Raw genomic sequence first — 20,139 nt, 5'->3', positions numbered from 1 at the left:
CCTGCGGCACGCGGCGACGAGTTGGGGTCCGTCCTGGCACGCGGATGACGACCCGCGATCGCACACTCTCGTTACGGGTCCGTTTCCCCCTCTGTTGATCTGTGCATGATGAGCACGATACTGCGGGTGTCCGTGAACCGTTCACCTGTGAACGGCGACAAGGGAGGACGCAGTGACCCTGTTGAACAATTCCCGAACTCGACGCAGACGCCTGGGAGTCGGAGCGGCCGCGGCCGGACTGCTCGCCGCGCTGCTGACCGCCGCGCCCGCGGGCGCCGTCCCCGACCCCGGTGACAGCCCCGCCGCCCCGAAGAGCGTCTCCAAGAGCGACGAGGCGCGGACGGAGAAGGCCATCGAACGCGGGGAGATACCCGCGCCCGACGAGGTCGTCCACTCCCGCAACATCGAGCACCTCGCCAACATCCCCAAGGACGCGCTGCCGGGCCTCAACACGGACATCGCGTTCCAGGGCAAGTACGCCTTCGCCGGCAATTACGACGGTTTCCGCATCTACGACATCAGCAACCCGAAGGCACCGAAGACGGTTTCCCAGGTGCTCTGCCCGGGATCGCAGAACGACGTCTCCGTCTCCGGGAACCTGCTCTTCCTGTCCACGGACTCCTCGCGCAGCGACAACTCCTGCAAGAGCACCACGCAGCCCGCCACGGAGAAGTCCTCCTGGGAGGGCATGAAGATCTTCGACATCAGCGACAAGTCGAACCCCAGGTACGTCTCCGCCGTCGAGACGGCCTGCGGCTCGCACACGCACACACTGGTGCCGGAGCGCAGGAACGTCTACGTGTACGTCTCCTCGTACTCCCCGAACGCGACGTTCCCCGACTGCCGGCCGCCGCACGACGGGATCTCGGTCATCAAGGTGCCGCGCAAGGCCCCGGAGAAGGCCGCGGTCGTGAACTTCCCCGTGCTCTTCCCCGGTGAGGGCCCCGACGGCGGCGGAAACCCGGGCGGGCCCACCAACCCGGGCGTCTCCAAGACCACCGGCTGCCACGACATCACCGTGCTGCCCTCCGAGGACCTCGCGGCGGGTGCCTGCATGGGCGACGGCATCCTCTTCTCCATCAAGGATCCGGAGAACCCGAAGGTCATCGACCAGGTCCAGGACAACGCCAACTTCGCGTTCTGGCACTCGGCGACCTTCAACCAGCGGGCGAACAAGGTCGTCTTCACCGACGAGCTCGGCGGCGGCTCCGGCGCCACCTGCAACGCGGCCACCGGGCCCGAGCGCGGCGCCAACGGCATCTATGAGATCAAGGGCAAGGGCGACAAGCGCACGCTGGTCTTCAAGAGCTACTTCAAGATCCCGCGCCACCAGGCCGACACCGAGAACTGCGTGGCCCACAACGGCTCGCTGATCCCGGTCAGGGGCAAGGACCTCATGGTCCAGGCCTGGTACCAGGGCGGCGTCTCCGTCTGGGACTTCACCGACTCGAGCAAGCCGAAGGAGATCGGCTACTTCGAACGCGGCCCGCACACCACCGACAAGATCACCACAGCGGGCTCGTGGTCGGCGTACTACTACAACGGCCGCGTCTACTCGAACGACATCGAGAAGGGCCTCGACGTCCTGAAGATCAATGACAAGCGGACCGACTCCGCCCAGCGGGTCCGTCTGCACGAGCTCAACGTCCAGACGCAGCCGGACTACTTCGACTAGTCCCGTTCGGAGAAATCCCGTCGGGCGGTGCGCCGCCCGGCGGGAAGCCGAGCTTCCAGTCGAGGTCGTACCGCTGGAACAGCTCGGCGCGCAGTGTCGCCAGAGGCATCGGCGCCCCCGGGATGAGCAGCGCGAAGACCGCGCCCATCAGGAGCGCGCGCAGCAGCGGATAGTCCCGGTCGGGGTCCCGCGATCCGTACCGCACGACGGTGTCGCGCAGCAGCTCCGCGAGACGCTGCTGCTCGGGGCATTGCACGAACCCCTCCGCCTGGAGAATCCCCGCCATGTGCGTGCGCATGAGCAGCGGTCTGTGGACGGCGAGGCCCAAAATCGCGTCGACGGCCCGCGCCAGACGCTCGTGCCCGTCCTCCGTGCGCGGCTCCCGCTCCAGCGCTTCGTCGAGCGTGAGATGCATGAGCCGGTGCACCGCGGACTGCAGCAGTTGGCGTTTGCCCGGGAAGTAGTACGACACCAGGCCGCGGGCGGCGCCGGCGCGGTCGGCGATGTGCCCGAGCGTCGTAGCCTCGTACCCGCGCTCGCCGACCAGCTCCACCGTCGCCTGCAGCAGCCGCTCCCGGGAACGTCTGCGCAATTCTTCATTGACCGATGGACTGCGCGGGGACATCCTGTAACTCCTGCGTTGACTGGCTCCGAGCCAATATACTCAGTGCGGGTCCGGGGCAGGCAGCACCGCGGGGGAGTGTTGCCTGCCCCGGACTTCCGCGATCGTCATCCGACGAGTCCGAGCACGGGCCGCAGGCCCGCGGGCCGCTGTTCCACCGGCAGATGCTCGACGAAGTGCACCGCACACCCGATCCCGGCCGCGCCGCCGTCCGCCCGCCGGTCGTCCCCGACCATCAGGGCCTCCCGAGGAGCCACGCCCAGTGCGTCGCAGGCCACGGCGAAGAGCCGCGGGTCGGGCTTCTGGATCTCGTGCTCGTACGACAGGACGTACGCGTCGACATACGCGTCCAGCCCATGGGCGCGGAACACCGGCCGCAGATCCCATCCGACGTTGCTCACCACCGCGACCCCGATGCCGCGCTCCCGCAGCCCGGCCAGGACCTCCGCGGCGTCGGGATAGGGCCGCCACGCGGGTGGGGTCATGTGCCGGGCGTACAGCGCGTCGTAGAGCCGCGGGTCGGGGAGCGGCACCTCACGGGCCAGACCGGTGAACGCGGCGCGATGCAGCTCCGCGGTCCGGTCGCGGGCCGCCCACAACTCGGCGAGGTGGTCCGGTACGTGGGTCGGGTGGGCGCCGCCGGGGAGCGCGCCCGCCCTCGCCAGCGCCTCGGCGGCCAGCGCCGACTCGCCCGCCGACAGCGGCACTTCGAGCTCCGCGAGCACGGCCCGCAGCCAGCACTCGGCCGATTCGACGCGGAACAACGTCCCGGAGAAGTCGAAGAGCACGGCCCTGACGGTCATGGGCGGGCACCTCCAAGGCGCTGGGGCGGGGTCGGGGGGCGCCGCGCGGTCACGTCGCCTCGGGTGTGCGCTTCGCGGGCCCGTACGCGTAGGTCATGATGGCCAGCGCCACCATCAGGGCCCCGAGCAGCCAACCGCCCACGACGTCCGTCGGCCAGTGCACACCGAGCCAGACACGGGTCGCTCCCACGCCGACGACGGAGATCACGGCGAGCGTCAGACAGGCGCGCCACACGGCCGGCCGGGCGCCGTACAGGTGCAGCACCCACAGGAGCAGGCCGCTGACGAGCACCGCCGTCATCGCGTGTCCCGACGGGAACGCCGCGTAGTGCGCGGAGTCCACCGGGTCCGGCCAGACCGGCCGCGGTCGGTCCACCGCGGCCTTCAGGCCCTGCTGCACCGCGGAGCCGACCGCGCAGGTCCCGGTCAGCCAGAGCGCGAGCCACAGCGCCCCGCGCAGCGCGAGCCAGATCACCACGACGGCGCACAGGGCGCGCATCGTCCAGGGGTCCCACACCCAGTCGGTGAGGACGCGGCTGACACGCGTCACGCCGGACTCGTCCACCGCCCAGCGGTGCGTGGTGCGCGAGATGTCTCCGTCGAGTGAGAGCAGCGGTCGCCACTCCAGTGCGACCAGGAGGAGCAGGAGGAGTGAGGGCACGCCGAGAGCCGCGGCGGTGAGCGCGGCCCGGACGCCGGGCGGTCGGGTCGGGGTGTCGATGGGCGCGGAGTACATGAAGTGATCCTCGCCGACGGGGCGCCGCCTATGCCATCCCGGGGCGACAGGGCGTGGCGCGTGCGGCTGCCGGGCGGCCCGTCGGCAGGTCAGCCGAGCGCGCGCAGGCCCGGTACGAACGTGACGAGGACGGGAATCACCGGGACCAGCGCCGCCGTCGCCGTGAGGCGGAGCCTGCGGCCCGCGGTCAGGCGGGGGCGGGCCGCGAGGAGACGGTGCACGCGCTGCGGGACGTGGGCCTGATGGGCCGGGCAGGGGCCGAAGACACCGCGGTCCTCGTTGAGTTCGACCAGCGCGAGAGCGATGGTCAGCCGGCCGAATCGACGCGACGCCACGTCGTCGGCGGCCAGCTCCACCAGGCGGTGCATCTCGTCGCGGAACGCCGCGAACACCCGCACCTGCGGGAACCCGATGGCCAGCGCTCCCGAGCAGTACAGCAGCCAGTCGTGCCTGGCCTGCGCGTGACCCTGCTCGTGGGCGAGCACCGCATCGAGCTGACGCCCCTTCAGGCGCCGCAACGCGGCGGTGGTGATGACCAGTTGAGGAGCCTGCCCCGGCAGCCACCAGGCGTCGGGGCGCTCGCCCTCCAGGACGACGAGCCGGTTGTTGCCCGGCTCCTCGCCCGGCAACAGCGGGGAGCGCACGAGCAGTTCGGCCCTGCTGCCCGCCCGCCGGGCCCTCGCCCGCACGATCTCCCTGGCCAGCATGGCCGCGCTCCATACGCCGCCGCAGGCAAGGAGCACCGCCGTCGCCGCGGCCCAAGGGCCGGGCGCCTGCAGCGCGTACGCCTCGACCACGTCGTGCGGCGCGGGCGCGAAGACGTGACCGCGCACGGCCTGCCAGGCGGCGGCCGCGCTCAGGACCATCGAGAGCGCGCAGCAGAGCAGGACACCCGCCACCACGCACTGCCACGCCCACAGCGCGACCACGGGTTCGCGCTCCGGCCAGTCGGCCCGCGCGAGCATCCGGGGGGCGACGACAGCGGTCAGGGCGCCCAGCAGCAGCAGTGCGACGGGGACCATCATGGCGCCCAGCCTATGAGGGTCGGGCTGCCCGAGGGTATGGGCTGCCACCCCAAGTGACGCACGCCACGGCCGACACGGGTGTATCTCGCGTACGAGTGACGTCCCGGACCGGGCGCCGGGTGGCCGTTAATGTGCGGTTGATGATCGAGACCATCGTGTTCGACGTGGGGGAGACCCTCACCAAGGACGACCGCTACTGGTCGTCGTGGGCGGACTGGCTGCAGGTTCCGCGCCACACCCTGTCCGCGCTCGTCGGAGCCGTCGTCGCCCAGGGCGGCGACAGGGCCGACGCGCTGCGGCTCGTCAGCCCCGACATGGATGTCGCCTCCGCCTGCCGTGCCCGGGAGACGGCGGGCCGGGGCGAGCACCTGGGCGAGGCGGACCTGTACCCGGACGTGCGGCCGGCCCTCGGCGGTCTGCAGAAACTGGGCATTCGCGTCGTCGTCGCCGGGGAGGGTACGGCGCGCACCGGGGAGCTCCTGCGCCGCCTGGACCTGCCCGCCGACCATATCGCCACATCGGGCGACTGGGGCGTGGCCAAGCCGGACCCGGACTTCTTCACGCACGTACTCGAAGCCGCCCAGGCCGACCCGCAGGCCACGCTCTACGTCGGCGACCACCCGGCCCACGACATCTTCCCCGCGCAGCGGGCGGGGCTGCGGACGGCACACATCCGCCGCGGCCCCTGGGGGCACTACTGGGCCGACCATCCCGACGTCGCCGACGCGGCGGACCTGCGGATCGACGGTCTCACGGCACTGGCCGCGCTGACCGGACGCTGACGGGGCGTCTGTCCACTGCCCCTACAGCGTCAACAGCATCGCCACCATCCCGATCCCCATCGACAGCCGGCACGCCAGCGCCAGCTCGGAGCGGTCCGCCCACCCCAGCACCGCCGCGCCGCCCCCCGTCGTGTCGCCCGTCGGCGCGGCGACCGCGCGGGGAGCGAGGCGTGCGCCGGACCACAGGACGTACCCGGCGAAGTACAGCAGGAGCGCGCCGGTCAGCAAGGGGACTCCGGCACCCCCGTGGCCCGCGTGCGCGCCGGGCGCCGTGGCCATCGCCACCGACATGTAGACCATCGCGAAGGCGCCGACGAGGTGATGGAGGTGGTGGGGGTGGGTGCGGGCCGCCCACACGGTGTGCAGCGCGGCCGCGCCGAACACCGCGGCGTAGACCAGCCACGCCCAGCGCGGCGGCGCGAGCACGGCCGCGGGCACCGCCATCACCGCCATCCCGAACCCCATGAGCGCCTCACCGCCCGCCGTGCGGCGCTGCTCCTCGATCCGGCTGCGCATGCGCAGCAGACAGTAGGCCCCGGTGCCCGCGCAGAGCGCGACGAGCAGCCACGCGGCCTGTGCCGGTCCGTGCACGGCACCCTCCCCTGTCGACGGCGTCGACGGCCGATCGGCGGCAACGGCCGATCGGTGGTCGGCTGCCGAACGGTGTCGTCGGTCGTCGGGTCGATGCCCACGCACATGCCGCCGTACGCGAGCGCATGGGGGTGCACGGGGAGCACGGGGGAGCGGGCGCGACGTGGGACGTGCCTCCGGCACCTGTCACCTGGATCACACGAAATCGTTTGCGAGTAAAACACTTGCTAACCTTCTGGGCATGAGCAGTACGCCGCCGTCCCCGCGTCCCGTAGCCGAAGCCGAGGCCGAAGTCGGCACCGAAGCCACACCCCGTCCCGTCCGCGTCCGCAGGCTCCCGCTCGCCGGTGTGCTGCGTCCGGGCAAGCCGTCCGACATCTGGTTCAAGCCCGCGACCAGCGTCGTCGTGGCCACCGCCGTGCCGAACCTGACGCTGCTCGCCCTCGGCCGCCTCGACCTCGTGATGTACACGATGGCCGGATCCTTCTGCGCCCTCTACGCCCACAACTTCCCCTACGCCGCGCGCGCCCGGGTCCTGGCCGGTGTCGTCGCGGGCATGACCGCGAGCATCGCCGTCGCCCTGCTCACCGCCTCCCTCACGAGCTCCGCAGCGGTCCTCGTCGCGGTCGGCGCCCTGCTCGCCGCGGCGCAGAAGACGCTCTGCGACGCCACCCGCGTGGGACCGCCGGGCCACCTGATCTTCACGTTCATCAGCTCGGCGACCCTCTTCGCGCCGCAGACCCTCGGCCAGGTCCCCGGGCACCTCGCCCTCACCCTCGCGGGCGGCGCCGTGGCCTGGCTCGTCGGCATGGCACCCGCCCTCGTGCGCCCGCACGGACCCGAGCGCCGCGCCACCGCACGCGCCCTGCACGCCACCGCCGCCTACGCCGAAGCCGCGCACGCCGACGCCACCGGACCCGGCGCCGAGCGGGCCCGCGCCGCCGCGGCCGGAGCCGTGCACGCCGCCTGGCAGTCGCTGCTCGCCACCGGCACCCGTACCGTGCAGGCCCGGCGCGCCCTGGCCCGCCTCGTCGTCCGCGCCGAGGAGGCCCTCGCCGTGCCCGAGGCCGCCGACCCCGACGCGCTCCGCACCTGGGCGGCAGGACTGCGCGGCACCGGCGCCGTCCCGCGCCCCCGCGGCGTACACCCCGGCGAAGAGGAAGAGCTCCTCGGCGTCGACGCCGAGCTCGCCGGGCCGAAGGTGCCGCTGTGGCGGCGGCTCGCACCCGGCTCCCCGCTCCTGCCCGTGGCGCTGCGCACCGCCCTCGGCTGCGCCCTCGCCGGGTACGCCTCGCTCGCACTCGGCATCGGCCGCCCGTACTGGGCGCTCGTCACGGCCGCCTCCCTCTACCAGGCCAACGTCACCCTCACCTGGAACCGGGGCGTGCAGCGTGTGGTCGGCAACCTCATCGGAGTGCTCGCCTTCGCCGCGATCGCGCCGTTCGCGCACCTCGGCCACGCCGAACTCATCGTCTGCTGCCTCGCCCTCGCCTTCGGAGCGGAGGCGCTGATCACCCGCAACTACTGGCTGGGCAGCGTGTGCGTGACGCCGATGGCGCTGCTCGTCACGGAGTTCGCACGGTTCCAGCAGCCCGGCGAGCTGATCCTCGACCGCGTCGTCGACACCCTCGTCGGCGCCGTGCTCGGCGTCGCGGCGGCCGTCCTCGTCACCAACCGGCGCGCCGCCGACCACATCGAGAAGGCCATCGAGGCCACCGACCGGGCGCGGGAGCAGGCCGAGGCGGGTCTCGCCGGGAGGGGCGCGGTCGAACCCGCGCGGCGCCGCCTCACCGCCGCTCTCGTCGACCTGCGCGCCGCCGCGGACGCGGCCGCCGGAGAATGGTGGCAGCGCGCCCTGCCCGAACAGCGGGTGCTCGCCGCCGAACGCGCCGGACACCGTACGCTCGCGGCGACGGTCCGCAGGCTGCACGGCCACGGCGGAGAGAACGGTCAGGGGACGCGGGCCCGCGCGGGCGCCGCCGACGCCTGGGAGGGCGCACGAGCATGACGACGGAGAACGGCCCGGTGACCGGCCACGGCGGGGACACCGTGGCCGCGGTGGTGCGGCAGTGGCAGACGGTGCGGCCCGACATCGACACCGGACCCATGGAGGTCATCGGCCGCATCAACCGCTGCGCCGCCCTCCTCCAGCAGGCCGAGGACGCGCCGCTGCGCCGGGCGGGCCTGACCCGCGCCGAGTTCGACCTGCTCGGCGCGTTGCGCCGGACCGGACATGAGCTGACCCCCGGTGAGCTGGCCCGGGAGACCTTCTCCTCCGGGGCCGCCGTCACCAAACGGCTCAAGCTGCTGCAGGAGCGGGAGCTCGTCGAGCGGCGCGCCGACGCCCGGGACCGACGGGTCGCGCACGTCGGCCTCACGGACGCGGGACGCGACCTGGTCGACGCGATCCTGCCGGAGCAGCTCGCGTACGAAACGGTCGTCCTGTCCGTGCTCGACGACGCGGGACAGGGGCGACTCAGCGGACTCCTCGGCGAGTTGCTCGCTCAGCTGGAGGGGCGTCTCGGCGTGCGGAGGGGGTGAGGCGTGGGGGGTGCGGGGCCTGGGTTTCCGTCGGTGGTGCGCCCGAACGGATGAGCGGGCGCCCTTCAGGCCGCCCCCACCCGCTTCATGATCTCCTCCTGCGTCAGGTAGGCGTCCGTCATCTCGAAGTCCTTGAGCGTGGCGGGCCGCCGCGCCTGGAAACCGGTGCGTACGTAGTCGTCGCCCGCGAGCGCGTTGAGGCCCCAGTTCGCGGCGGTCCGGAAACGCGCCGTGACCGTGCGCAGCGCGCCCAGGTGGTAGCCGCGCGCCACCACTTGCGCGGGCAACCCCGTCAGCTGCACGCCGAGCGGCTTCGACACCGCCTGGATGCCGCCGAGGTCGACGACCAGCCCCATGTCCTTGTGCCGGTAGTCGGTCAGCGGGAAGCCGCGCAGGGCCGATACGACGTTCTTCCCGGCCGCCCAGCCCTGCCGCATGGCGTGCTGCGCGGTCGGCGGGCAGATCGCGTCGCCGCCCTTGGCGAGGTCCGGGACGGCCGCCGCGTCGCCGAGTGCGAAGACGCCGTCGAGTCCCGGCACCGTCAGATCGGGCCGCACGACGAGCCGGCCGCGGTTCGTCTCCGCGCCCAGCGTCGCGATGAGAGGGCTCGGCGCGACACCCGCGGTCCAGATCAGCGTGCGGCACGGCAGGACACGGTCGTCGGTGAGCGTGACGGTGTCCTCGGTCGCCTTGGCCACGGACACCCCCAGGGAGACATTCACGCCCCGCCGCTGGAGGATCTCCATCGCCTTGTCGCCGAGCCGCGGGCCCAGTTCCGGCATCAGCTTCGGGGCGACGTCCACCACGTGCCACTTGATCTGCGACACGTCGAGCCCCGGATAGCGCTTCACCGCGGCGCACGTCAGCCGCTGGAGGTACGCGGCCGTCTCCACGCCCGCGTAGCCGCCGCCGACCACCACGAACTGGAGCCGCTGCTCGCGTTCCTCACGACTGGAGCTCGCCGAGGCCAGGTCGAGCTGGGAGATGACGTGGTCGCGGATCCACGCGGCCTCGGCGAGCGTCTTGACGCCCACCGCGTACCGGTCGACGCCCGGGATGTCGAACTGCCGCGTGACGCTGCCGGGCGTCAGGACCAGGTAGTCGTAGCGCTCCACGACCTCCTCGCCGTTGATCTTCCGTACGACCACCGCCTTGGCCTTGGGGTCGACGCCGACGGCGCCGCCCGGCACGATCGACGTGCGGCGCAGCATCCTGCGCAGCGGCACGGCCACCGACTGCGGAGTGAGCACTCCGGAGGCGACGTGCGGCAGCAGCGGCAGGTACAGCTGGTGGTCCGTCGGACTGATCAGCCGCAGCTCCGCCTCGTGGGGCGAGAGCTTCTTCTCCAGCTTGTGTGCGCACTCCATGCCGGCGAAACCGCCGCCGACGATGAGGATCCGGGGAGCTGCCATGTGATGTCTCTCCTGAGCTGTTGGAGATCGACTTCAGGGCTGTCGGGCCTGTCGGGACTCTGAATGATCTTCTGCGGACCGTACCCGTGGCCTTGTACCCCTGCATCCTGGATGGATTGCTCGTGTGACGTGCTTCACACGCCTCTGTCCGGTCTGCCCGTCCGCATGTGTGCCGCGTGGCCCGGCGCGGAGGCCTGCGTGGCGCCGATGGTCACGGCCTACCTGGAGAAAGGGTCGCGCGGGATCTGGCGGAACCAGGCGTTCCCCGTACTGCCGCCGCTCGCCCCGTGACAGCGGTGATGGCCGTGATGGCCGATGCTCATGCGGTCAGATCCCGGGCCGGTAGCGGATCGGGTGGTCGTGCGGGACCTCGACGAGAACGATCCTGACGCCGTCCGGATCCTCGATCCACATCTCGATCAGCCCCCACGGCTCCTTGACCGGCGGCCGCACCACATCGACGCCGCGCTCCACCAGCTCCGCGTGGGCCGCCGCGACGTCCGCGACCTGGAGCCAGAGCTGGAGTCCCGGCGCGGGCGGGGCGTCGGAGCGGCCCGACACCTCCAGGAATCCCCCGCCGAGGAAGTAGACCGTGCCGCGCTCGGGGCCGGTGCCGAACTCGCGGTGGACGCCGAGGCCCAGCGTCTCGCCGTAGAAGACGCGGGAGCGCTCCGGGTCGGTGGGGCGCAGAAGTGTTCTGCTGCTCAGTACGTGGACCATGCGGCCGCACCTTAGCGCCCGTGGCGTGGGGTTAGGCTCGACGGCGCCCCAGACATCGCGCCAGAGATTCGGAGAGCCAGGTCCATGGACACCGCCCCGCGCCCCACCCCGGGAGAGCTCACTTTCCGCGCCGCCGAAACCGCCGACGTGGACGCCCTCGTCTCGCTCATAGAGTCGGCGTACCGAGGAGACGCGAGCCGCGTCGGGTGGACGACCGAGGCAGACCTCCTGGAGGGGCAGCGCACCGACCCGCAGGGCGTCGTCGGCGTCATCGAGTCGCCGACGAGCCGGCTGCTCGCCGTCGAGCGGGACGGCGCGCTCATCGCGTGCTGCCAGCTCGAACACCGCGGTGATCACGCTTACTTCGGCATGTTCGCCGTCAGCCCGGCGCTGCAGGGCGCGGGGCTCGGCAAGGTCATCATCGCGGAGGCCGAGCGGACGGCACGCGAGACGTGGGGCGTCCGCGAGATGCACATGACGGTCATCTCGGCCCGGGACGACCTCATCGCCTGGTACGAGCGGCGCGGCTACCGCCGTACGGGAAAGATGACCCCCTTCCCGTACGGCGACGAGCGCTTCGGCATCCCGCAACGCGACGACCTGCAGTTCGAGCTGCTGGTCAAGGACCTGACGCAGGACCGGAGTCCGTCGCCTAGGCGGTGAAGCGCCCCGTCCGCTTGATCTCGGGGTAGTCCGTGGTCGCCCCGTCCAGTTGCAGGGCCCGCACCAGGCGCAGGTCGTCCTGGGTGTTCACGACCCAGCCGATGATCCTCAGGTCCGCCTTCCTGGCGCGCTCGACGATCTCCAGTGTCAGGCGCCGGATGTTGAGGACGAGCGTGGTCGCGCCGACGGCGGTGGCGCGCTCCACGACGTCCGTGCCGTAGCGGCTCGCGACGAGGGCGGTCCTGACGCCCGGGACCAGGCGGGCGATCTCGGCGATCGCCTCGTCGTGGAAGGAGATCACCTCGACGCGCGCGACCAGGTCGCGGCTCAGCATGACCTCGGCGAGGGCGCGTGCTGCCGCGACGTCCTTGATCTCGGCCTGCAGCGGTGCCTTCACCGCGTCCAGGACCTCTTCGAAGACGGGGATGCGCTCGCCGCGGCCCGCGTCGAGCTCCCGCAGCTCGGCGAGGGTCTTCTCGGCGATCGGCCCCTTGCCGTCGGTCGTACGGGCCACGTCGGCGTCGTGCATGACGACGAGCGCGCCGTCCTTGCTCAGATGCAGATCGAGCTCGATGAGGTCGAGGCCCGCCGCTTGCGCGGCGACGAAGGAACGCAGGGTGTTCTCGGGCTCGACGCCCATGACCCCACGGTGACCGATGGTGAGGAAGTTCAAGATCCACTCGCTTCCGTCGACGGAGGCTCGGCGACCGCGCGGCCGGGGAGCCGCGCGCAATGTCGCAGCCTAATGGCCCGCCTCGGCGACGGAACCGTGTGGACGGGGGCCGCTGGGCTCCTCGGATCTGGTCCCCGCGATCCCCAGGAGGAGGCCGGTGATCAGGGCTGCGACAAGGACGGCACGGGTGCTCACGGGTGCGCTGCTCCGAACGGCGGAGGACGACTGACCCGCCCGTCCTACCCCCGGCACCACCGTCACGGCCAGCCGCTTCACCCTGGCGTGGGCGAGTCCTCCACGAGTTGACCTACGGGCAGCGGGAGTTGACGCCGGGCGCGCCGTTTCCCCACCAACGCCCGGCCGCCCGGAGCCACGACGCCCCGCCGACGAGCTTCACCGTCACCGGTCGCCCCCGGCCGCGGGGGTGCATCAGCACGGGCCGCCACGGCGGCGCGCCGGAGCGGATCGCGCCCCCGGCGCGGTCGGCCGGACCACGCCGTCGCCGCCTCGCCGCCCGGCCCCGACGCCTACGGTCCGTCGACGCCGCCGCGTGCTCCCCGAGCCTCCAGCTCGGCCAAGTCGTCGAGCATCGCCTCCGCCAGGCCCACCTCCGCCTCCAGGCGCCGTTCGCTCCAGCGCAGGGCGACCTGTGGGTGCGACCACGACTGCGGTCCGTCCGACCGGTCCACGCGGGCCAGCGCGTCCCTGGCCTCCCTCAGTTCGCCCCGGGTCTGTGCGATGTGTTCGGCCACGAGATCCCGCAGCCGGTCGGGGGCGGTGAGGTGGCCCAGCCAGATGCGCAGGAGCAGCGGGTGCTTGAGGACGGGTGGGCCCACGTCCCGGCCGCCGTCGGCCCACGCGGCCAGCGCGGCACGCCCTTCGTCCGTGATGGCGTACGCCCGCTTCGTACGCGGGGCCTCCGGCCCCGAGCGGCGCGACGTGGCGTACCCGAGCGCTTCGAGGCGGCGCAGCTCGGCGTAGATCTGGCTGATGGCGGGTGACCAGTAGAAGAAGCGGAGGGAGGCGTCCGCCCACTTCTTCAGCTCGTACCCGGTCCGCTCCCCGGGGAAGGACAGGAGCCCGAGCACGGCCCACGCGGTGGGCGGCAGCACGGCGTCCCCGCCCATGGCACCGTCACCGCCGCCGTCCGCGGACGCCGTGCTGCCGTTCTGCCGCTGCGAGGTCGTTCGACGGGCCGCCATAGGGCGCATTGAAGTGAAGGGGGCGGGGCGGGCGCAAGGGATCAGGCGACCGGTCCCCGCCTCGGCTGCCGGTTCGCCGCCAGTGTCAGCGTGCGGGCCCGCTGGGCGATCTCGTCGAGTTGGGCCGCCGGGCTGTACACCGTCAGCGCGGAGCGCAGCTTGTCCAGGACCAGGGCGTCCGGCGTCGGTGCGGTCTCACCGTCATACGCGAGACCCGTCACGTTCTCGAGACCGCTGAGCCGCAACTCCTCGACGCGTTCGGAGCGGAACACCCGCGAACGCCGCAGCGCACCGCCCAGCGCGGAGAGGGCGACGCGCGACCGGGCGAGCGGCGCCTCCGCGTCGACGGTACGGATGTCGAGGAGGCCGTCGTCCAGGCGGGGCCGGTGCGTGAGCGCGAGGCCGTCCGGCACGTACTGCCCGTTGCCCGCGAAGAGCAGCCACAGCACACGGTCGTGGCCGTCGAGCCGGATCCGCAGCGGCGCCGCGGTCCGCAGCACCTCGACGAACGACACGGCGGCAGCCGGCCACTTGCCGATGCGCCCCTCCAACTTCTCGCGCCTGCTGACGAGTTCGGGGTAGATGCCGATGCTGAACGTGTTGACGAACCCCGCGATGTCCCTGCCCTCTCCGTCCCGCACCCGCGCCAGATCGACGCGGACCGCCTCGCCCCGCGCCACGGCGTGCGCGGTGTCCTCGAAGGTGGGCGTGCCCACGTCCAGCGCGAAGTGGTTCAGCGTGCCGCCGGGGAAGACCGCGAGCGCCAGCCCCGCCGCCGCGGCACGCCGGGCCGTGGCGTTCACCGTGCCGTCCCCGCCGCACACACCGAGCACCCCGCCCGCCCCGGTCGCCCGCGCGACCGCCTCGTCCAGGACCGCGTCGAGGTCGTCGCCCGGACCGCACGACAGGATCTCCGCCTTCGGCAGCAGCAGCTCCAGATGCTCGCCCGGGGGCAGACGCCCCGGAACGCCCCTCCCCGAACCGGAGTTGAGAACGACGACGAGCCCCTCGCCCTCAGGCAGCGCCGGCGCCTTCACCCGGGTGCGACGGAACTGGGCGGGCTGGGGGTGCGGCGGCCACCAGTAGCAGGTCACCGCGGCCGCCGCCGCACCGAGCACGCAGCCCGCGAGCACGTCGCCGGGGTAGTGCACCCCCACGTACACCCGGGAGAACGCGACGGCCGCGGCGACCGGCGCGAGCAGCGCGCCGTACCGGGGCGCCTCCAGCGCCACCCCCACCGCGAACGCCGCCGCCGACGCGGCGTGCCCGGACGGGAACGACGACGTCCACGGCGCCTTGGAGAGCCGTCGCATCGCGGGGACGGTGGTGAGGACGGGACGGCGTCGGCGTACGGCGTACTTGGCCACCGCGTTCGTCGTCACCGAGGCGAGCGCCAGGGCGCCCACACCACGCCGCGCGGCACGCTTGGCCGCGGGACCGCCGACGACCGCGAGGGCGGCGGCCGTGCCCAGCCAGAGCCGCCCGTGGTTCGCCGACCTGCTCAGCGGCGGCAGCACCTGCTCCGCGCCGGGCAGCCGCGCCGACGCCACCCGCTCGAACCACCGCCGGTCGACGCCGGCGATCCGTCGCTTCATGGGGTCACTCGCTTCATGGGCTCACTCGAACAGGACGACACGGGGGAGGCCCGTGATGCTCGTCCGAACGGGGTACGTGGTTCAGTCTTGGGAGCGGCCCCCGCCCGCAGGACGGCATCCGACCGGACGGAGAACCGCATGGCGCCGCGACGGGCTGTGGGCCCTCTCCCGCAAGGGGTAGACAGGGAGGGGCAGAGCAGGCAGAGCAGGACAGGAACCCCAGGAGGTACACCCCATGCTCGTCGACCTTTCCGGCAAGACCGCGCTCGTCACCGGTTCGACCCAGGGGATCGGCGCGGCGATCGCCGTCGGCCTGGCGCGGGCGGGCGCCGAGGTCGCGGTGAACGGCCGGTCCCGCGACTCCGTGGACGCCGCCGTCGACCGGCTCAAGGGGGAGTGCGACGGCGCCGGGTTCCTCGCCGCGCCGGGCGACATCTCCACGGACGAGGGCGCGCGGCAGGTGTTCGACGCCGTGCCGCGGGCGGACATCCTCGTGAACAACCTCGGCGTCTTCGGTGCCGAGCCCGCCCTCGACATCACCGACGACGAATGGCGCCGCTACTTCGAGGTCAACGTACTGACCGCCGTGCGCATGATCCGCCACTACCTGCCCGGCATGAAGGACCGCTCCTGGGGCCGCGTCCTGAACATCGCCAGCGACTCGGCGCTCGTCACGCCCGCGGAGATGATCCACTACGGCATGTCGAAGACCGCGCTGCTCGCCGTGTCGCGGGGCTTCGCGAAGGAGGCGGCGGGGTCCGGCGTCACCGTCAACTCCGTGATCGCGGGGCCGACGCACACCGGCGGCGTGGAGGACTTCGTCTACGAACTGGTGGACCGCGCGCTGCCGTGGGACGAGGCGCAGCGGAAGTTCATGACGGAGCACCGCCCCCAGTCCCTGATCCAGCGCCTCATCGAGCCGGAGGAGATCGCGAACATGGTCGTCTACCTCAGCTCCCCCCTGGCGTCCGCGACGACGGGCGGAGCGGTACGGGTGGACGGCGGCTATGTGGACTCGATCGTTCCGTAACGGCTGGTAGCGGCCCCTGTTTGCCGGAACGGCAACGAACATCGTTCCGTCGTGGACGCGCGTCGCATGCTCGGGGCACGTCGTCGCCGGAGCCGAGGAGTGCCCATGTCGTCCGCGCAGCCGCTGACCTGTCCGCCGTCCGCCGGACGTCCGACCCACCGTCTGGTCCCTTCGCCCGCGGGCCGCGTTCACCTCGTGGAGCAGGGTCAGGGGCCCCTCGTGCTGCTGGTGCACGGCTTCCCCGAGTCCTGGTACTCCTGGCGCCATCAGCTGCCCGCCCTGGCCGCGGCCGGATACCGCGCGGTCGCCGTCGACATGCGCGGCTACGGCCGTTCGTCGCGCCCCGCGGACGCCGCCGCGTACCGGATGCTCGACCTGGTCGAGGACGGCGTCGCCGTGGTGCGTGCGCTCGGCGAGGAGACCGCCGTGGTCGTGGGGCACGACTGGGGCGCGACCGTCGCCGCGCACTCCGCGCTCGTCAGGCCCGACGTCTTCCGCGCGGTCGGGCTGCTGAGTGTCCCGTACACCCCACCGGGTGGGCCGCGACCCAGTGAGGTGTTCGCCGGGATGGGCGGGGACGAGGAGTTCTACGTCTCGTACTTCCAGGAGCCCGGCCGCGCCGAGGCGGAGATCGAGCCCGACGTACGGGGCTGGCTCGCCGGTTTCTACGCCGCGCTCTCCGGCGACACGATGCCGGGCCCCGACGCGCCGGACCCGCACTTCGTGAGCCGCGGCGGACGGCTGCGGGACCGGTTCCCGGCCGTGACGGGAGTACCGCCGGTTCCGGGGGCTCCCGGGGCTTCGGGTGCGCGGCTGCCCGCGTGGCTCGACGAGCGCGACCTCGACGTGTACGCCGAGGAGTTCGAACGGACCGGCCTCACCGGCGCCCTCAACCGCTACCGCGCCATGGACCGGGACTGGGAGGACCTCACGCCGCGCTTCGCCGGCGCCCCGGTCCGCCGGCCGTCCCTGTTCGTCGGGGGAGCCCTGGACGCCTCGACCACGTGGCTCGCCGACGCGATCGAGGCGTTCCCCGACACCCTGCCGGGCCTGCGCTCCTCGCACGTCCTCGACGGCTGCGGCCACTGGGTCCAGCAGGAACGCCCCGACGAGGTCAACGGGATCGTGACGGACTGGCTCGGCACCCTGGACGCCTGACCTCCCGGCCCCGGGCCGTCCGTCTCAGGGAAACGTGACCGACGGGTCAACGGGGGTGAGGACCAGCCAGCGCAGCGCCGTGTCGCCGAAGCGCCCGTACGCCGCGACGCGCACGTCGACCGGGTCGGGCGCCACCAGCGGGAAGTACACGGGGAGCGCCGCGTCGTCGTGCGGCGCCCGGACGTCCGCCGTACGTTCCCACAGCTCGGCGACGCCCGGCTCGCGCCGCACGGTCCGCACCACGTCGTCCAGGCGCTCGTTGTCCGGCCAGCGCTGCCAGGCGAGGCGGAGCCGGCCGAGCAGCGGAACCGCCCACTTCGCGTCCCAGTCACGCAGCTGATACCGGGCCTCCGCGGAGAACGCCCAAGTCATGACGTTCGCGTCCGGCCGGGCCAGCCAGGGGCAGTGGCGTGCCGCCACGGCGTTGACGGCGAGCACGTCCCAGGCCTGGTCGCAGATCCAGCTCACCCGGCGCTGCTGGTGCAGCAGATCGAGCATCGCGTCGTCGGGCCGCACGCTCCCCGCCCGGTAGCGGGGCGGCTGGTGGCCGGTGCCGCGGTGGAGGGCGGTCGCCTGGCCGGGGGAGAGGTCCAGGATCCGTACGACGCCGTCGATCATCTCGCGCGCGTACTTGCGGTCCTCGCCCCGCTCCAGGGCGCGGTACCAGCGTTCGGAGACCCCGAGCAGCAATGCCATGTCGAGCTGCGTGAGGTACGAGCGATGGCCGCGGAAGGGGACGGGGCCGGGGAGCAGGGCCGGGTCGCGGGCCATCCGCCACGCACGCAGCATCCGCCCGAGATCCTCGCGTCGCGCGTCCACCAACTGTAAAGACCTCGCAAAGATGAAGCTGTCGTACGGGGGTGCCGCGCGCCCTTCGCCGATCTCGGCCCGGTCCGGGGCACGGTGTCAGCCTCGCACATCGCGGCGGGGACCGGAACGTCGGCGTGCCGGTATCCGGGCGTGCCGACCTTGGCGCGGGGCGCGGAGGCAGGGTGGGCGCCACGCCGCCCGGCATGGTCCGGAACTCCCGGGTTCCGGGTGGAGGACCACAGCCACCGCGTCGCCGACCGGCGAGTCGACCGGCACGGACCAGTGGTCACGGACCAGCCGTCGCGTACGCCACGAGCACACCCTTGGAGAGTTCGACGATGAGCCACTTCCTGCCGGAGACCGATGCCGTGCCGACCGCCGCCCGAGGGCTGGCCCTGGCGCACCCCGGCATGATCGAGGTGAACGAAAGCCCGCTGTACCTGCGGGCCCGCGACGCCGACCCGGCCCGCACGGTCGCCCTGGTCTCCGGCGGCGGCTCCGGCCACGAACCGCTGCACACCGGGCTCCTGGGGCGGGGCGGCCTGGACGCCGTCTGCCCCGGCGAGATCTTCGCCTCCCCGCACAACCGGCAGATCTACGAGGCGAGTGCCGCTGCCGCGAAGAGCGGCGGTGTCCTGCACATTGTCAAGAACTACACCGGCGACGTGATCAACTTCCAGATCGCGGCGGAGCGCCTGCGGCACGACGGCATCCCCGTCGCCACCGTCCTCGTCGACGACGACCTGGCCACCGACAGCGCGGACAGTGCGACCGGCCGCCGGGGCACCGCCGCGACGGTCGTCGTCGAGAAGCTCCTCGGCGCCGCCGCCGACCGGGGCGCCACGCTGGAGGAGCTCACCGACCTCGGCCGGCGCGTCGTCGCCCGCTCCCGCAGCATCGCCGTCGCCGCACGCGCCCAGACCTCGCCCACCACGCTGCACCGCGCGTTCGAGCTGGACGAGGGCACCCTCGACTACGGCGTCGGCATCCACGGCGAGCGCGGCATCCGCACCATCGCGCGGCCCGCCACCGGCGACCTGGTCCGGCGCATGGCCGACGACCTCCTGGACGCGCTGCCCGACGGACCCGACGACGTACTGGCCCTCGTCAACGGCCTCGGCGCCACCACCGAGCTGGAACTCAACGCCATCGCGGTACTCCTGAACGACGAGCTCACCGCCCGCGGCCTCCGCCCCGTCCTCGTCGTCCCCGGCACCTTCACCGCCGCCCTGGACATGGCCGGGTTCTCCCTCACCCTCACGCGGCTCGAAGACGGCTGGGCCGACCTGTGGACCGCCCCCACCCGGACCCCGCTGGTCCTGCCGCGCCCGCTGGAGGGTGCCGTCGGCGGCGAAACCCCCGAGTCGCCCGTACGGAAGCCCGCGAACACCCGCGCGTCCGCGCCGCACGAAACCGGCGACCGCGCCCTCCTCGACCGCTACGCCCGCACCGTCACGCAGGTCCGCGACAACCTCACCAAGCTCGACCAGCTCGTCGGCGACGGCGACTTCGGCGACAACCTCGCCGGAGGCGTGCGCCGCGCGGTGAAGCTGGCCGACGAGACCGGCATGGACGGCACGGCGGCGCTCGCCGACGCCTTCCTCAACGACGTCGGAGGCACCAGCGGCCCCCTGTTCGGCCTCCTCTTCCAGCACCTGGCCGCCGCGTCCCCGGCGGACGGCGGCGCCCCGACGGCGGACGCGCTCGCGGAGGCCGCCGAGGCCGGCCACGCCGCCATCCACCGGGTGGGCGGCGCGGTCCCCGGCGACTGCACGCTGGTCGACGCCCTCGCGCCCGCCGCCGAGTCCCTGACCGCCGCCCGGGGCGCGGACGCCCCCGAGGCGCCGCTGACCGAGGCGGCGCAGGCGGCCATCCGAGGCGCCCTCGCCACCGCGTCGCTCCGCCCCCGACGCGGCCGCGCCAGCTACGTCGGTGACCACGCGCTCGGCGTGCCGGACCCGGGCGCGCTCGCCGTCGCGCTGCTCTTCATGGCTCTCGCGGACATCCACGAACCGGCGACGGCCCCGCGTCTGCCCGCGCCCGGCCACATCACCGTCATCTGACCGAAGGTTCGTCCTTCACCGACGTCCATTCTCTGACT

20 protein-coding genes are annotated in these 20,139 nt (G+C 73.0%); 9 read left to right on the top strand and 11 right to left on the bottom strand.

Annotation, left to right across the window (positions count from 1 at the left end; genetic code table 11):
• The first annotated feature begins 172 nt into the window (after positions 1 to 172).
• Positions 173 to 1,675 carry an LVIVD repeat-containing protein gene (locus tag DEJ47_RS03600; protein ID WP_150164842.1) on the top strand — a complete coding sequence of 501 codons (1,503 nt, stop codon included), beginning with the start codon at positions 173 to 175 and terminating at the stop codon, positions 1,673 to 1,675.
• Here the strand turns inward: DEJ47_RS03600 and DEJ47_RS03595 are convergent.
• The 4 genes from DEJ47_RS03595 to DEJ47_RS03580 form a co-directional block, all read right to left on the bottom strand.
• Positions 1,641 to 2,300: a TetR/AcrR family transcriptional regulator gene (locus DEJ47_RS03595; protein WP_150164840.1), complete on the bottom strand. Its 660-nt coding sequence runs from the start codon at positions 2,298 to 2,300 to the stop codon at positions 1,641 to 1,643. The genes DEJ47_RS03600 and DEJ47_RS03595 overlap by 35 nt on opposite strands.
• Before the next feature lie 104 nt (positions 2,301 to 2,404).
• On the bottom strand, positions 2,405 to 3,100 hold the full coding sequence (locus tag DEJ47_RS03590) for an HAD family hydrolase (RefSeq protein ID WP_150164838.1): 696 nt from the start codon (positions 3,098 to 3,100) through the stop codon (positions 2,405 to 2,407).
• A 49-nt stretch (positions 3,101 to 3,149) separates the two neighbouring features.
• Positions 3,150 to 3,836, bottom strand: coding sequence for a phosphatase PAP2 family protein (locus tag DEJ47_RS03585; protein ID WP_150164836.1), 687 nt, complete (start codon positions 3,834 to 3,836; stop codon positions 3,150 to 3,152).
• Positions 3,837 to 3,925: 89 nt separating this feature from the next.
• Positions 3,926 to 4,861, bottom strand: a complete 936-nt coding sequence (locus DEJ47_RS03580; RefSeq protein ID WP_150164834.1) for a M56 family metallopeptidase — start codon at positions 4,859 to 4,861, stop codon at positions 3,926 to 3,928.
• 140 nt (positions 4,862 to 5,001) lie between these two features.
• Here DEJ47_RS03580 and DEJ47_RS03575 point away from each other — a divergent pair, with 140 nt between their 5' ends.
• Positions 5,002 to 5,643 carry an HAD family hydrolase gene (locus DEJ47_RS03575; protein WP_202456462.1) on the top strand — a complete coding sequence of 214 codons (642 nt, stop codon included), beginning with the start codon at positions 5,002 to 5,004 and terminating at the stop codon, positions 5,641 to 5,643.
• Positions 5,644 to 5,664: 21 nt separating this feature from the next.
• Here DEJ47_RS03575 and DEJ47_RS03570 read toward each other — a convergent pair whose 3' ends face one another.
• A complete protein-coding gene (locus DEJ47_RS03570) occupies positions 5,665 to 6,234 on the bottom strand; it encodes a DUF5134 domain-containing protein (RefSeq protein ID WP_150164832.1) in 570 nt (189 codons plus the stop codon).
• Positions 6,235 to 6,475: 241 nt separating this feature from the next.
• Between DEJ47_RS03570 and DEJ47_RS03565 the strand changes: the two genes are divergently transcribed.
• Both DEJ47_RS03565 and DEJ47_RS03560 read left to right on the top strand, forming a co-directional pair.
• A complete protein-coding gene (locus DEJ47_RS03565; protein WP_150164830.1) occupies positions 6,476 to 8,242 on the top strand; it encodes an FUSC family protein in 1,767 nt (588 codons plus the stop codon).
• Positions 8,239 to 8,775: a MarR family winged helix-turn-helix transcriptional regulator gene (locus DEJ47_RS03560; RefSeq protein ID WP_150164828.1), complete on the top strand. Its 537-nt coding sequence runs from the start codon at positions 8,239 to 8,241 to the stop codon at positions 8,773 to 8,775. Before DEJ47_RS03565 ends, DEJ47_RS03560 begins: the two co-directional genes overlap by 4 nt.
• 65 nt (positions 8,776 to 8,840) lie before the next feature.
• Here the strand turns inward: DEJ47_RS03560 and DEJ47_RS03555 are convergent, their stop codons facing one another.
• The gene (locus DEJ47_RS03555) at positions 8,841 to 10,187 is read right to left on the bottom strand and encodes an NAD(P)/FAD-dependent oxidoreductase (RefSeq protein ID WP_150164826.1); all 1,347 of its coding nucleotides are present in this window, start codon (positions 10,185 to 10,187) and stop codon (positions 8,841 to 8,843) included.
• 129 nt (positions 10,188 to 10,316) lie between these two features.
• Between DEJ47_RS03555 and DEJ47_RS36245 the strand changes: the two genes are divergently transcribed.
• Entirely contained in the window at positions 10,317 to 10,478 is a 162-nt protein-coding gene (locus DEJ47_RS36245; protein WP_161238003.1) for a hypothetical protein, read from the top strand.
• A gap of 36 nt (positions 10,479 to 10,514) precedes the next feature.
• On the opposite strand, the gene DEJ47_RS03550 is transcribed toward DEJ47_RS36245, so the two are convergent.
• Entirely contained in the window at positions 10,515 to 10,907 is a 393-nt protein-coding gene (locus DEJ47_RS03550) for a VOC family protein (protein WP_150164824.1), read from the bottom strand.
• Positions 10,908 to 10,991: 84 nt separating this feature from the next.
• On the opposite strand from DEJ47_RS03550, the gene DEJ47_RS03545 reads away from it, so the two are divergent.
• The gene (locus tag DEJ47_RS03545; protein ID WP_150164822.1) at positions 10,992 to 11,570 is read left to right on the top strand and encodes a GNAT family N-acetyltransferase; all 579 of its coding nucleotides are present in this window, start codon (positions 10,992 to 10,994) and stop codon (positions 11,568 to 11,570) included.
• Here the strand turns inward: DEJ47_RS03545 and DEJ47_RS03540 are convergent.
• From DEJ47_RS03540 to DEJ47_RS03530, 3 genes are all read right to left on the bottom strand, one after another.
• Entirely contained in the window at positions 11,560 to 12,243 is a 684-nt protein-coding gene (locus DEJ47_RS03540) for a glycerophosphodiester phosphodiesterase (RefSeq protein ID WP_150164820.1), read from the bottom strand. The genes DEJ47_RS03545 and DEJ47_RS03540 overlap by 11 nt on opposite strands.
• A 527-nt stretch (positions 12,244 to 12,770) precedes the next feature.
• Positions 12,771 to 13,445: a PadR family transcriptional regulator gene (locus DEJ47_RS03535; protein ID WP_317850776.1), complete on the bottom strand. Its 675-nt coding sequence runs from the start codon at positions 13,443 to 13,445 to the stop codon at positions 12,771 to 12,773.
• A 41-nt stretch (positions 13,446 to 13,486) separates the two neighbouring features.
• Entirely contained in the window at positions 13,487 to 15,040 is a 1,554-nt protein-coding gene (locus tag DEJ47_RS03530; RefSeq protein ID WP_150164818.1) for a bifunctional phosphatase PAP2/diacylglycerol kinase family protein, read from the bottom strand.
• A 235-nt stretch (positions 15,041 to 15,275) separates the two neighbouring features.
• Between DEJ47_RS03530 and DEJ47_RS03525 the strand changes: the two genes are divergently transcribed.
• Positions 15,276 to 16,070, top strand: a complete 795-nt coding sequence (locus DEJ47_RS03525) for an SDR family NAD(P)-dependent oxidoreductase (protein WP_150164816.1) — start codon at positions 15,276 to 15,278, stop codon at positions 16,068 to 16,070.
• A gap of 105 nt (positions 16,071 to 16,175) precedes the next feature.
• Positions 16,176 to 17,228, top strand: coding sequence for an alpha/beta fold hydrolase (locus tag DEJ47_RS03520; RefSeq protein WP_190415252.1), 1,053 nt, complete (start codon positions 16,176 to 16,178; stop codon positions 17,226 to 17,228).
• 24 nt (positions 17,229 to 17,252) lie between these two features.
• Here the strand turns inward: DEJ47_RS03520 and DEJ47_RS03515 are convergent, their stop codons facing one another.
• Entirely contained in the window at positions 17,253 to 18,047 is a 795-nt protein-coding gene (locus tag DEJ47_RS03515) for a helix-turn-helix domain-containing protein (RefSeq protein WP_150164814.1), read from the bottom strand.
• Between the two features lie 329 nt (positions 18,048 to 18,376).
• Here DEJ47_RS03515 and DEJ47_RS03510 point away from each other — a divergent pair, with 329 nt between their 5' ends.
• On the top strand, positions 18,377 to 20,101 hold the full coding sequence (locus DEJ47_RS03510) for a dihydroxyacetone kinase family protein (RefSeq protein WP_150164812.1): 1,725 nt from the start codon (positions 18,377 to 18,379) through the stop codon (positions 20,099 to 20,101).
• Positions 20,102 to 20,139 lie beyond the last annotated feature (38 nt).

The organism is Streptomyces venezuelae, from assembly GCF_008642355.1.
Lineage (GTDB): Bacteria > Actinomycetota > Actinomycetes > Streptomycetales > Streptomycetaceae > Streptomyces > Streptomyces venezuelae_B.
Note: the sequence above shows the minus strand (reverse complement) of the source record. Positions and strands in the feature narration are given on the sequence as shown.